The organism is Hoeflea sp. EC-HK425 (genome assembly GCF_902498795.1).
GTDB lineage: Bacteria > Pseudomonadota > Alphaproteobacteria > Rhizobiales > Rhizobiaceae > Hoeflea > Hoeflea alexandrii.
Genome location: NZ_LR701572.1, coordinates 2,378,231 through 2,390,552, shown reverse-complemented (window position 1 = coordinate 2,390,552; position 12,322 = coordinate 2,378,231). Strand labels below are relative to the sequence as shown.

The following is a 12,322-nucleotide window of genomic DNA, read 5'->3' as shown; positions in this document are numbered from 1 at the left end:
TTATGATTGTATAATATGGGTTATCAGTGTTTTTACCATTCGCCTTAAGCGTATGCTCATAACCGGCGTTTAGAACGGGTCCCATCGTATTCCAATGATGTGGAGTCCGCGAATGACCAATTGCGCGATCATGAAGATCTCGAAATTGTTGTCCAACGATGATGGCAATTTCACAATGATGGCGGCGCTGATGCTGCCCATACTGTTTGCTGCGGGAACGCTCGCGGTCGACGCCACCAATGCGTTCTCGATGAAGACACGGCTGCAGAATGCGGCCGACAGCGCTGCGTTGGCCACCACCAGCCAGCTTGCCCAGGAAAAGATCACGGAAAGCCAGGCCGTCGCCTATGCCGAGAATTTTTTCAATGGCCAGGTTGCCGACGACGCCAATGCCTTCACCGCATTTTCGGCCACCCCGACTGTCACGCTCTCCAAAACCGGAACGGGCAAGAAGACCGTCTTCACGGTCAAGGTGGCGGCAACGGGAACGCAAGAGCTTACCGGATTTGCCAGGTTTGTCGGCAAGGAAACACTGGACGTCACGGTCAACGGTACCTCCGAGTCCGCACGGGATGGCTCCAATCCGCTGTCCATGATGCTTGTGCTCGACCGTTCGGGGTCAATGGACTGGGCATCCGGCCGAACCACAACCCAGACTGTTCCGCGCTATTGCGGCTGGGGCTGGTATCGCTATCGCTGCGGCACCACCACGCAGGAGGTCGACGTTCCGAAAATCGAGGTGCTCAAGGAAGCGGTCGCCAATCTGGCCGACCATATCGCCGAGTCCGATCCGACCAATGAATATGCGCGGATGGGTGCAGTTGCCTACAATTCCTCGACCGGCAACAGCGACAAGCAAACCATCAGCTGGGACAAGTCGGACGTGACCGATTTCGCCGACGGGCTGAATGCCACCGGAGGCACCAATTCGGAATACGCCATGAAATGGGGCTATGAGCAGGTCACCGGATCTGGCGAGATCAATGCCCACGTCTCCAAGAACGGTTCCAGCAAGCCGTCCAAGTTCATTGTCTTCATGACCGATGGGGAAAACAATGTCGGCTCCAGTTCCCAGGATGATTACGCCGACAAGCAGACGCTCCGCTACTGCGACAAGGCCAAGGAGGACGGCACCATCATATTCTCGGTTGCTTTCCAGGCCCCCACGCGCGGCAAGGAGCTGCTCAGCTCCTGCGCCTCGGGTGAGAACTACTACTACGATGCAGAAAGCGCCGATGAGCTGACCAAGGCGTTCAAGGATATCGGTGAAGAGGCGGTCAAGCTGGTCACCCGGCTCACCCGCTGAACGCCGTGCCGCGCGGGCACGCCAGATGCCCGTGCGGGAAACACCCTGCTCGAACGGACCGGAGAGCCAATGACCTGAACGGCTCACCCGCGTTACGGAAATGATCGGATTGGATAGCCCGTGCTTCATCTCAAGTGCGGTGACGGGGAGCCGGGATGCCCCATTTTGACCGGCGGTTGCCATCCGTCTGGGGGCCATCGGGTACCATAACGGGAAAGGGTTGAGAGCCTCTCGGTTTATTGCCGGAAATAGCCGCGGATCTGTCCCAATCCGGCAACCGATAAAATTTGAACATATGTTTTAAGCCAACGCTTATGGCCTCTGCTGTATTTTCCGAGCATCGGCAGTTCCAGATGAAAACGGAATCGAGCAATGTCAGACTTGGCAAAGAAGAAGTTTACCCAGCTGTTGGAGAACAACAAAGGCAACTTCGCGATCATGGCGGCGTTGAGCATTCCGGTCGTCTTCATTGCGGCAAGTCTTGCAGTCGACACAACCAACGCGATGTCGATGAAGAACCGCCTGCAAAACGCCGTCGACAGTGCCGCACTGGCGACATCGACACGGCTTGCGCAGGAGGAGGGGCTCAGCCTTGATGATGCGAAAGCCTTTGCCGTGTCGTTCCTTAACGGACAGATCGAGGAAGACATGCCGGCCTTCACGGACTTGAACGTCAAGCCGACGGTCAACATTACCACCGAGGAAGAGGACGGCGCCACCGTCTGGCGCGTTGCAATCTCGACCGTGGGGACCCAGACACTGACGCCCATGGCGCGCCTGATGGGACGGGAGAACATAAGTGTCGACGTTTTTGGCCAGTCCGAGAGTGCCTCGGGCAAGACCCAGGGCGCCTTTTCCATGGCACTGGTGCTTGACCGCTCCGGCTCGATGGACTGGAACCTGGATGGACAGCGCAAGATCGACGTGCTCAAGGCTGCTGTCGGCGGGCTTCTCGACCAGATCGAGACCGCAGACCCCGCGCAAAACTATGTTCGTATCGGTGCTTCCAGCTACAACACCCGCATGACCGGTTCGCAAAAGCTTCACTGGAAGCCGAAAAAGACCAGGGATTTTGTCAATGAGCTGCCAGCCGATGGCGGTACCGATTCCACAGAAGCTTTTGGTTGGGCCTATGAAAGCGTGACGGCTGCCAAGGAAGCAAAACAACATCAGGCCCGGAACGAACAGGAGCCGCAGCGCTTCATCGTCTTCATGACCGATGGCGACAACAATTACAGTTCCGCCGATTCCTCCACCAAGATCCTCTGCAAGGAAGCAAAGGAAGCAGGTGTTCAGGTTTACACCGTGGCTTTTGCCGCACCGACGCGCGGCAAGCAGCTTCTGTCCTATTGCGCCAGCAGTTCGGCTCATTTCTTCGATGCCCAGAGCAGCGCCGATCTGATCGCCGCTTTCAAGAGCATCGGTGAGCAGACCTCACAGGTCGCTTCACGCCTCACGCACTAGTTCTCTCGGCAGACCCCACCAAAACAATGGCTCGCATGGTTGCGCACGTTACACGGCAGCAACCGATGCGGGCCAATTGCTTTATGTTGGAGCTTACAACCTGAAGTATCCCGTTTCGGTACATGTACAAAACGCCTGTTATCTAAAGATTTACCGAATGCGTTAGAGGGATACTTACGGGTGGTGTTGTACAAGAAGGTACAGTTGCACCAACACAAGCGAGGTCGATCATGACCAAGTCAGCCAAGAACACAAAGTTTTCACAGATGATCCGCAGCCGGGACGGCAACTTCGCCATGTTGGCGGCCGTTCTCCTGCCGGTGGCAATGATCGCCGGCAGTCTTGCACTGGATACCACCAACGCGCTTTCGATGAAGACCCGGCTGCAGAATGCCGTCGACAGTGCCGCGCTGGCGACCGCGACACGGCTCTATCAGGAAGAAAACCTCAGCGTCGCTGATGCGAAGATCTTCGCGGCGACTTTCCTGAAAGGCCAGGTCGAGGAAGATTCAACTGCCTTCGACGGGTTTTCGATTTCCCCGACCGTCACCATTACACCGGTGAACACCAATGGTGGTACCACCTGGAAGGTGTCGGTGGCTGTAACCGGAACCCAGAAGGCCACGCCGATGGCCAAGCTGATCGGCCGCGACACGCTCAGCGTCAATGTGACCGGCAAGTCGCAAAGCGGCTCTGAATCCGCGCAAGGATCGATCTCCATGGCACTGGTGCTTGACCAGTCGGGATCGATGGACTGGAAACTCGATGGCGAGAAGAAGATCAATGTGCTCAAGCAGGCTGTGTTTGGCCTCATTGACCAGTTCAAGGCCGTCGACAAGAACGGTGACTACATCCGTCTCGGCTCGGTTAGCTATAACTCAAACGTCACCGGCAAGAACAACATGACGTGGAACATCAACCGCGTGCACAATTTCGTCGGACAGCTCCAGGCCACCGGCGGCACGGACTCCACCGATGCCTTCAAATGGGGATATCAGAAAGTCTCTTCCACGAAAGAGACCGACGAACACAAGGCCAGGACCGGACAGGAGCCGGAACGGATCATCGTCTTCATGACCGACGGAGACAACAACTACACCTCCGCCGACACCTCGACGAAGAAACTCTGCGACGAAGCCAAGGCGGATGGCCTGACGATCTACACGATCGCATTCGCGGCACCCACGCGCGGTCAGCAGCTCCTGTCTTACTGCGCCGACAAGCCCGAAAATTACTATGATGCGCGCAACAGCCAGGAGCTGATTGACGCCTTCAAGAACATCGGCGAGCAGACATCGAAGGTGGTTTCCCGGCTTACGGAGTAAGCCAGGAGGCCGGTCGCAAGTGGCGGGAAGTCATGCCTTTGACTTCAAGCGGCTTTACTCCCAGCCATTGTCCCTTTTTGGCAGGGCCTTCAGATAGGCGGCGATCGCATCCCGGTCGCCGCTTGTCAGTTTGGCCATGTTCTTCTGAACATCCACCATCGAGCCGCCGGCACTGTCGAAGTCGGGAGTGAAACCGCTTTCGAGATAATAGGCGATATCGGACTTGCTCCAGCCGCCGATCGACTTGCTTCCGGGTGTGATGTTCGGGATCACCCCTTCACCGTCCGGGTTCTGGGCGCCGGACAGCCAGGCGTCGGACACAAATCCGCCGATCAGGTTTCGCGGTGTGTGGCATTCGCCGCAATGGCCTGGCCCTTCAACCAGGTATTGCCCCCGGGCGATTTCGGTGTCCGGCCCGCCCAGCGTGACGTGAGGCTGATCCGAGAAGAACAGAAATTTCCACCCGCCGAGCGAGCGTCGTATGTTGAACGGAAACCCGATCTGATGGGGCAGGGACGCTACATCGCTCGAAGGCAGGGTCTTGAAAAACGCGAACAGGTCGGCGATGTCCCGGTCGTTCATGCGCGTGTAAGACGTGTAGGGAAAAGCCGGATAATAGTGCTCGCCCCGGGGTGAGACGCCGGCCAGCATCGCATTGGCAAAGTCGGCAATCGACCAGCCGCCGATGCCGGCTTCAGGATCGCTCGATATGTTGGGCGCGACGAAGGTGCCGAAATCGCTTGCCAGCCGGACCCCGCCCGAAAGCATGAGTTTCGCATCGCCCTCCGCACCGGGCGCGGCATGGCAGGAGGCACAGCCGCCCGCCCAGAACAGGGTTTCGCCCGCCGCCGCGTCGCCTTCGATTGAAGCGATGGCGTCAAGCCGCTCGGCGGCAACCGGACGCGGTGCGGTGACGGCGAAGGCAATGCCTGCGCCGGCAACCACGGCCACACCAAGTCCGAGCGCCAGCCGTTTCACGGCAGGCGCCCGAGGATGTTCAGAGCCAGGCTGACCGGCATCAGCTCTTCTTCTGGCGATAGGTCTCGTGGCAGGTGCCGCAATTCTTGGTCAGTGGACCGAACGCGGCCTTCAGGCCGTCGAGGTCGGCAGGGGCAGCCGCAATACCAGCGTCTGCGTCAGCCTTGAATTTGGCAATGGCTGCTTCAAACCCCGCGCGGTCAGACCAGATTGCCGGAGCCGCTTCGGTCTCCATTCCGGTTTCCGAACCTTCCGGGAAGTAGTCGCCGAATGTGGCCGCCACTTCGCTGATGGTTGTCAGCGCGGCAAGTGTTGCAGCCGCATCGAACTCGCTTTCACCCTTGACCATCTTGGCCATGGCGCCGGTGGCACCGCCAACCTTCTTCATCATTTCCTGGCGAACCACCTGCGGTTCGTCGGCGGCAATCGCGGGGGCAAACCCAGCAGCGCCGATCAGGGCTGCGGCAAACAAAGTCCGAAATTTCATGAAGTCTCTCCTGCAGGTGGTTGATGGGTTGGCTTTCATGTTTCACAACATGATTACATTCTGTCGATGACAGGGAAGTCAAAAGATTGTGAACACTGTGTTACCGATTGAGGCTTCGCAATTGCCGTTCCCGCCATAAAAAAACCCGGCGGTCATGCCGCCGGGTTTTCCATTATTCAAGGTGCAGGCGCTTGCCTGTTCTCAGACGGCCTTCTCGTACATTTCAGCGACGTGATCCCAGTTGATCAGGTTGTCGACGAATGCTTCGAGGTACTTCGGACGGGCATTGCGGTAATCGATGTAGTAGCTGTGCTCCCACACGTCGCAACCCAGCACCGGCGAGGCGCCGTGCATCAGCGGATTTTCGCCGTTCGGCGTCTTCATGATTTCCAGCTTGCCGTTCTTGACTGCGAGCCAGGCCCAGCCGGAGCCGAACTGTCCGACGCCGGCTGCAACGAAATCGGCCTTGAACTTGTCGAACCCGCCGAGATCGGAATTGATCGCCTTTTCAAGCGCGCCCGGCATCTTCGAACCGCCGCCGCCCTTCTTCATCCACTGCCAGAAATGCAGGTGGTTGTAGTGCTGGCCGACATTGTTGATCAGTCCGGCGTTCTTCTCGTCAAAGGCTGCCTTGCAGATCTCTTCGAGAGACTTGCCGGCGTGCGCGCTGCCTTCAAGCAACTCGTTGCCCTTGGTGACATAGGCCTGGTGATGCTTGTCGTGGTGGAATTCCAGCGTCTCGCGCGACATGTAGGGCGCAAGGGCATCATAGTCATACGGCAGGTTTGGCAGTTCGAGGGCCATGGGGGTCTCTCCTCTAGGAAATTGGATTGGCAGCGGACCATCGTCCGCGGCGTCGCCAGAACATAGGCGCGCCATCTCCTCCTAGCAACGGGGCAGTGGCAAAAAGGTTCCCTCCGGCCGCGAAAAAGGCTGGGCAGACAAACCCTTCCGCGTGGCCTTCAGTTCTCAGCGGGTCCTGCGTCCGAAGCCGCCCGGGCGGTGCCTTTGCACTGGACGCGGTGCTGCGGGATCTCCGAATATTGGTCTGGATGGCGCATTGCTTACAGCAATGCTCTCGTCGGCGTAAGGTTCAGGCGTCAACACCTGCTGGCGCGCCTTGCCCGTTACCAGTTTCTCGCCGATGAAGCGGACACCGCACTCGCTGCCTCTTTGCCACACCCGTTCGCACTCGATCTTGTAGCCGTCGATATCGACATGCAGCATGAACCGGTCGGGCACGAACCAGCCGCCTTCAAACACGACATGCGCGCCGGTGGCGCTGATGTCGCGCAACGTGCAGGGGATGGCGCTGAATTCCTGGTTGAAGGCTGCGTAAGCGCCTTTGAGCACGCGCGTCCTTGGCGTCCGCGCCTGGTCGACGGCGTTCGGATCGTCTGGATGGTCAACCGGCTCGTGGCTGGACACGGTCTCTTTCCTCGTTGGCGGCATGGAGGTCTGCGCGACAGAACCTTCATTCTTGTCGCATGCCCGGGTTAGTCTAATGTTAAAGCAAGCTCTAATGTGCTCCGTCTGAGCGTGGTTCTCAGAACTCTTGACTGGGATGCCGGGCGCCCTTTCGTACGATTGCCCGTTTGTGCGGCGACTGGAGTCCTTTGGTGGTCGCTGCTTGCCGCTGCGGCTGCAGGTGTCCCGAACCCGGATTGGAACCAAACCGCCTTTGAGGTGTTTGTGCTGCGACACCGATGTCGTGAAGTTCACATCAAAACGCCCAATGCAATGCAAGGACAGGAAAATGAAAACCAGCTCTATCGTCGCACTCTCCGTCGCAGCCGTGGCCATCGTCGCCGGCGCGTTCTATTTCGTCGAAGTCGACCAGACCCGCGAAGCGCGGTTGCCGGATGTCGACGTCAGCGTCGAGGGCGGCCAGGCTCCGGAATTTGACGTCGAGACCGGTGACGTCGAAGTCGGCACCACCGAGAAGAAGGTTCTCGTCCCCAAGGTCGTGATGGAAGAGGAAACCGTCACCGTGCCGACCGTCGAGGCAGAACCGGCCGGCTGATCCGGCAACCTGATGCACAGCCCCGGCGTGACCGCCGGTAACTAGATGCGGCGGTGCCTGAGAGGGCTCCGCCGTCTTGCTTTTGCGGCTCGAGTTCAGATCGTCTTCAGCGTTCCGCCAGCGCCAGCCGCAGACCCATCAGTGCAAACATCGAGGCAAACGACTGCTTGACCAGGCGCATGATCCTCGGCCGCGAAATGACGTGATCTCGCGCCTGCGCCGCCAAGAGCCCATAGAGCACGAACACGATGAAGGTGACTGCCATGAAGACGCCGGCAAGCAGCAGCATCTGGAAGCTTGCATCGGCCGCGCCAACATCGACGAACTGCGGCATGAAGGCGAGAAAGAAAACCGTCAGCTTCGGATTGAGCAGATTGATCAGGATGCCCGCGCCAACAATCCGCCGCCCCGACTGCACCGGCAGGCTTTCGCCACTCGAGGCGTCGATCTTCAGCGCGCCCGTATCGCGCCACATCTGCCACGCCATGTAGAAAAGGTAGATCACCCCAAGATACTTCAGCGTCTGGAAGGCCAGCGCACTGGCATGCAGCAGCGCCGCCAGCCCGGCAATCGAGGCCGCCACATGCGGAACGATTCCCAGCGTGCATCCGAACGCTGCCAGTATCGAGGCCCGCGCCCCGCGGGTCAGTCCCGCAGCCAGGGTGTAGATCACCCCGGTCCCGGGAAGCAGGACCACGATCAGCGTGGTGATGAGGAATTCGATGCTCATGGCTGTACTCCGGCGGCGTGTCGGAAGAAACAGTGATCGCAGCGGGCGGGCAAAGTCAATTGCTCCGGGCCGCGCTTACAGTGTCAAGATCGACGCCGGGTGACCCCATCATCGCGACCTCAGGGGTCGATCAGGATGCTGCCAAGAACCTCGATATTGCCGTCTGTCTGGCGGATAACCAGGACTTCGCCGGACCTGGTTCCGCGCCCGGCGAGCGCCGAGATGTTGACCTGGTGGGTGACGAGCATCAGTCGCCCTTCGGTCGATCCGATGAGGTCGAGGGTCTCGCGGGTCTGGCTCTCTCGCGTGGAGAAATCCTGGAAGAAGGAGTTGAGCGACGGGGCATCGCTGACCGGTCCCAGCTCCAGCAGTTCGGCGGTTTCGCGGGTCCGGCACCACTGGCTCGACAGGACCTGCGCGAATTCGAGCCCGCGTTCGCGAAAGGCTTCGCCGATGCGGCGGGCCTGATCGCGTCCGCGTTCGTCGAGGTTTCTCTGGGTTGAGCAGTCGCCCAACGTGAAGCGGGAAGGGTCGCCGGTGCCAGGCGCGAGCGCGTGGCGCATGATGGCGATGGAGCCGGGTCGGTCCAGGGCCTCCCAGTCATTGGCCCAGGCGAGGCCCGGCAGGAGGAGAAGAAAAACGACAAATGCAGGAAATCTCATAGGCTCGGGTCTCGCTTTGTGTGCCCGGTCAGTGCCGGGACATCCAAACTCATCAACGGCAGTGCATCGTGGCTTCGTGTGCGCTCTCCGTAAACCGATATGGAGAGCGCCCGCACAGCCTGGTCAGCCGGGGAGATGTTCGTTCAGGAAGTTCGAGAACGCTTCCCAGCTCTCGGTGTCGGCGCGTTCCTGATAGCGGGAGGAGCCGAACACGGTGAAGGCATGCGGGGCCTTCGAATAGATCTCGATCGTGTAGGTATTCCCGGCCTGCTCGAGTTCGCCCGCCAGCGTTGCCACATCCTGCAGGGTGATCGATGTATCCGCGCCGCCATGCATCACCAGGATCGGCGGTTCGTCTCCGCTCCATGACTGGCCTTCCGGCGTGCTCAGCCCGCCGTGAAAGGTGGCAAACCCCTTTGCCTTGTCCGCCATGTCGCTTCGCGCCATCTCGAGCGCCACCGCGCCGCCGAAGCAGTATCCGGTCACCAGCATCTGGTCGGTACCGGAGCGTTCCAGTGCCTGTTCGATGCCCGCCTCGACCAGTATTCTCATCCGCTCCCGGTCCTTGTAGAGCGCGCCGGTCGCCGCCACGCGGTGATCCACTGTTTCCGTCGGAGTGTCGTTGCCGAACATGTCCAGAGCGAAGGCGCTGTAGCCCATTTCGGCCAGCATGTCGGCTCTCTGGCGTTCGTAATCGGTCATGCCGTCCCAATCATGAACGATCAGCACGACGCCTTTCGGATTGCTGGCCTCGGCCCAGTATCCGGTGAATGTCTCTCCATCGACGGTGTAGGAGACATCCGCGGCAAAAGCCGGGGCAGCAGCCATCAGCGAGAGTGTCAGAAGGGGTGTAAGACGCATTTTTGCTCCAATTCTTAGCTCTTCAAGAAGGCTTCAAGCCGCTCTGCCCACTGGCCTTGGCAAATGGATCAGCTTTTTTCGCGGTCAAGGGCAGGCGGTTTTCTGCGCTGGCCGGTGGCTGCTCACGATTTGGCCTTTGCCACAATCGTGCTAATCCGGTCGGGCACGGGACAGACCGGACGGACTGCAGCAATCCGGCCGGTGCGGCAGCGGGGAAAGCGGGAATGGACAAGCTCTCGGTCATGAATGCCTATTGCCGCATCGTCGAACGCGGCAGCCTTGCCCGCGCGGCCGACGATCTCGGCGTCTCGGCAGCCCTGCTCAGCCGCGAATTGAAGCTGCTCGAAGAGAGCCTTGGCTGCGTGCTCTTGACCCGGACCACGCGGGCGATGTCGCTGACCGATGCCGGGCGTCTCTATTACGAGCAGTCCCAGGCCATTCTCGATGCGGTCAGCCGCTCCGAGGACCGCATCCGCGAGGGCGCCGGCACGGTCCGCGGCCATCTCAAGGTCAACGCCTCCAGCTCCTTCGGCCAGATGGTGATCGCGCCGTTCCTGCCGAAGTTCCTCGAACACTACCCCGATCTCAAATTTACACTGTCGCTCGATGACCGTGTGGTCGACATGGTCGAGGGCGGCTTCGACGTCTCGATCCGCATCCGCGCGGCGATGCCGGATTCGGCGCTGGTGGCGCGGCGCATCGGTACCGCGCGGCAGCGGATCTTCGCCGCGCCCGCCTACCTGAAACGCGCCGGAACCCCCGCCACCCCGGACGATATCGGCAGCCACCGGGTCATCGGCTTCCTGCTCGCCGACCATCTCACCGGCTGGCGGCTCTCGGGCCCCGGCGGCGAGAAGACCATCGCGCTTGATCCCACCGTCAAGGTCGGCAACAGCCTGGTGCTGCGCGACCTGCTGGTTGCCGGCCACGGCATCGGCACCCTGCCGGATTTCGTCTCCGACGAGGCCGAGGCGCGCGGCGAACTCGTCCGGGTGCTGCCGGATTGGGAGCTGCCCGCGCCGGAGATCTTCGCCGTTACCGCTTCACGGCTTGGCATGGATGCGCGGGTGACCGCTTTCATCGACCATCTCCGCGCGGCGCTCGATCACCATTCATAACACCACGTAAACAATCCTTTGTCAGCCAGCGGCTTATTCCCGCGGCCGGTCTGGCTGATCCTCCCGGCATCGAAACATCAAGCCGGAGAGGATTTCATGACCCGCATTCTCGTTCTCTACTATTCCAGCTACGGCCATGTCCGAGCGCTCGCCGAGGCCGAGGCCGAAGGCGCGCTCGGCGTCGCCGGCACCACCGTCGACATTCGTCGCATTCCCGAAACCGTGCCCGAGCCGGTGCGCCGCGCCGCGGGCTATGTCGACGACTACACGCCGGTGGCCACCCCCGCCGATCTCGCCGCCTATGACGGCATCATCTTCGGCACGCCGACACGCTTCGGCATGATGGCCGGGCAGATGAAGCAGTTTCTCGACCAGGCCGGCGGGCTGTGGGCGCAGAACGCGCTCGTCGGAAAGGTCGCCGCGGTCTTCGCCTCCACCGGATCGCAGCATGGCGGCCACGAGGCGACGCTGCTGTCGACCCAGATTCCGCTGCTGCATTTCGGCATGCTGATCGCCGGTCTGCCCTACACCTTCTCAGGCCAGACCTCGGGCGAGAGCATCATCGGCGGCGCGCCTTATGGCGCCGGCACCATCGCCGGTGCCGACGGCTCGTTGCAGCCGACCGCCACCGATCTAGACGGCGCCCGCTTCCAGGGCGCCCATGTCGCCCGCATCGCCGCGCGGCTCGCCGGCGCGGATCTCGCCCGGGAGGCCGCGTGATGGCCGCGCTCACCATCGACTTCTTCCACGATGTTGTCTGCTGCTGGTGCTTCAACATCTCCTCGCGCATGCGCAGTCTGGCCCGCGAGTTCGACCTCGACATCCGCCACCGCAGCTTCGTGCTGCAGGCAAGCCGCCAGGAGATGGCCGCGCGCTGGGGCACACCCGCTGAGGCCCGCGAGACCATTCTCGGTCACTGGTCGGTCTGCCGCGATGTCAGCGACCGGCCCGACTTGATCGACGTGGAGGCCATGCGCATGGCCCGCTTCGACTATCCGCACGGCTTCGAGGCGGCGCTGGCCTGCAAGGCCGCCGAGGCGATCGGCGGCCAGGCGGCACACTGGAACCTGTTCGACCGCATCCAGCTCGCTCATCTGGCTGAAGCGCGCAACATCGCCGACCCGGACGTGCTTGCCGACGCGGCTCGCGGTATCGGGCTCGATGCGGCCGCCTTCACAAGTGCGATGGCCGATCCTGCGACGGCTCTGGCGGTGGAGGCCGACCGCCGGACAGCGCGTCAACTGCAGGTGCGCAGCATCCCAGCCCTCATCATCCGCGATACCGGCACCCGGCTGGTCAACGGACCCGTCGAGGACCTGCGCGCGCAGATCCGAGCCGCCGCTCACTTGGTCGCTTGATTCTGAAAGG

The 12,322-nt window shown here is 61.0% G+C and carries 14 protein-coding genes; 7 read left to right on the top strand and 7 right to left on the bottom strand.

Annotated elements, in window-relative coordinates; translation table 11 throughout:
- The first annotated feature begins 112 nt into the window (after positions 1-112).
- The 3 genes from SPHINGO391_RS14380 to SPHINGO391_RS14370 all read left to right on the top strand — a co-directional run bounded on the left by SPHINGO391_RS14380 (position 113) and on the right by SPHINGO391_RS14370 (position 4,095).
- Positions 113-1,306, top strand: coding sequence for a TadE/TadG family type IV pilus assembly protein (locus SPHINGO391_RS14380; protein WP_193217296.1), 1,194 nt, complete (start codon positions 113-115; stop codon positions 1,304-1,306).
- Positions 1,307-1,678: 372 nt separating this feature from the next.
- On the top strand, positions 1,679-2,770 hold the full coding sequence (locus SPHINGO391_RS14375; protein ID WP_152009473.1) for a TadE/TadG family type IV pilus assembly protein: 1,092 nt from the start codon (positions 1,679-1,681) through the stop codon (positions 2,768-2,770).
- A gap of 230 nt (positions 2,771-3,000) precedes the next feature.
- Positions 3,001-4,095 (top strand): TadE/TadG family type IV pilus assembly protein, encoded by a 1,095-nt coding sequence (locus SPHINGO391_RS14370; protein WP_152009472.1) that lies wholly within the window; start codon positions 3,001-3,003, stop codon positions 4,093-4,095.
- A 54-nt stretch (positions 4,096-4,149) separates the two neighbouring features.
- Here SPHINGO391_RS14370 and SPHINGO391_RS14365 read toward each other — a convergent pair whose 3' ends face one another.
- The 4 genes from SPHINGO391_RS14365 to SPHINGO391_RS14350 all read right to left on the bottom strand — a co-directional run bounded on the left by SPHINGO391_RS14365 (position 4,150) and on the right by SPHINGO391_RS14350 (position 6,988).
- On the bottom strand, positions 4,150-5,073 hold the full coding sequence (locus SPHINGO391_RS14365; protein WP_152009471.1) for a cytochrome c: 924 nt from the start codon (positions 5,071-5,073) through the stop codon (positions 4,150-4,152).
- A gap of 40 nt (positions 5,074-5,113) precedes the next feature.
- Positions 5,114-5,560, bottom strand: a complete 447-nt coding sequence (locus tag SPHINGO391_RS14360) for a cytochrome c (RefSeq protein WP_152009470.1) — start codon at positions 5,558-5,560, stop codon at positions 5,114-5,116.
- Positions 5,561-5,761: 201 nt separating this feature from the next.
- Positions 5,762-6,364: a superoxide dismutase gene (locus SPHINGO391_RS14355; protein ID WP_152009469.1), complete on the bottom strand. Its 603-nt coding sequence runs from the start codon at positions 6,362-6,364 to the stop codon at positions 5,762-5,764.
- A 165-nt stretch (positions 6,365-6,529) separates the two neighbouring features.
- On the bottom strand, positions 6,530-6,988 hold the full coding sequence (locus SPHINGO391_RS14350; RefSeq protein ID WP_193217295.1) for a PilZ domain-containing protein: 459 nt from the start codon (positions 6,986-6,988) through the stop codon (positions 6,530-6,532).
- 328 nt (positions 6,989-7,316) lie between these two features.
- Here SPHINGO391_RS14350 and SPHINGO391_RS14345 point away from each other — a divergent pair, with 328 nt between their 5' ends.
- The gene (locus SPHINGO391_RS14345; RefSeq protein WP_152009467.1) at positions 7,317-7,583 is read left to right on the top strand and encodes a hypothetical protein; all 267 of its coding nucleotides are present in this window, start codon (positions 7,317-7,319) and stop codon (positions 7,581-7,583) included.
- 106 nt (positions 7,584-7,689) lie between these two features.
- Here the strand turns inward: SPHINGO391_RS14345 and SPHINGO391_RS14340 are convergent, their stop codons facing one another.
- From SPHINGO391_RS14340 to SPHINGO391_RS14330, 3 genes are all read right to left on the bottom strand, one after another.
- Complete coding sequence (locus tag SPHINGO391_RS14340; RefSeq protein WP_152009466.1) at positions 7,690-8,313, bottom strand: LysE family translocator; 624 nt, start codon at positions 8,311-8,313, stop codon at positions 7,690-7,692.
- Between the two features lie 119 nt (positions 8,314-8,432).
- Positions 8,433-8,975 carry a histidine phosphatase family protein gene (locus tag SPHINGO391_RS14335; protein ID WP_152009465.1) on the bottom strand — a complete coding sequence of 181 codons (543 nt, stop codon included), beginning with the start codon at positions 8,973-8,975 and terminating at the stop codon, positions 8,433-8,435.
- Positions 8,976-9,098: 123 nt separating this feature from the next.
- On the bottom strand, positions 9,099-9,836 hold the full coding sequence (locus SPHINGO391_RS14330) for a dienelactone hydrolase family protein (RefSeq protein WP_152009464.1): 738 nt from the start codon (positions 9,834-9,836) through the stop codon (positions 9,099-9,101).
- Between the two features lie 224 nt (positions 9,837-10,060).
- Between SPHINGO391_RS14330 and SPHINGO391_RS14325 the strand changes: the two genes are divergently transcribed.
- From SPHINGO391_RS14325 to SPHINGO391_RS14315, 3 genes are all read left to right on the top strand, one after another.
- Positions 10,061-10,954 carry a LysR family transcriptional regulator gene (locus SPHINGO391_RS14325; RefSeq protein ID WP_152009463.1) on the top strand — a complete coding sequence of 298 codons (894 nt, stop codon included), beginning with the start codon at positions 10,061-10,063 and terminating at the stop codon, positions 10,952-10,954.
- 96 nt (positions 10,955-11,050) lie between these two features.
- Entirely contained in the window at positions 11,051-11,674 is a 624-nt protein-coding gene (gene wrbA / locus SPHINGO391_RS14320) for an NAD(P)H:quinone oxidoreductase (protein ID WP_152009462.1), read from the top strand.
- Positions 11,674-12,312 (top strand): DsbA family protein, encoded by a 639-nt coding sequence (locus SPHINGO391_RS14315; RefSeq protein WP_152009461.1) that lies wholly within the window; start codon positions 11,674-11,676, stop codon positions 12,310-12,312. Before wrbA ends, SPHINGO391_RS14315 begins: the two co-directional genes overlap by 1 nt.
- The last annotated feature ends 10 nt before the right edge of the window (positions 12,313-12,322 follow it).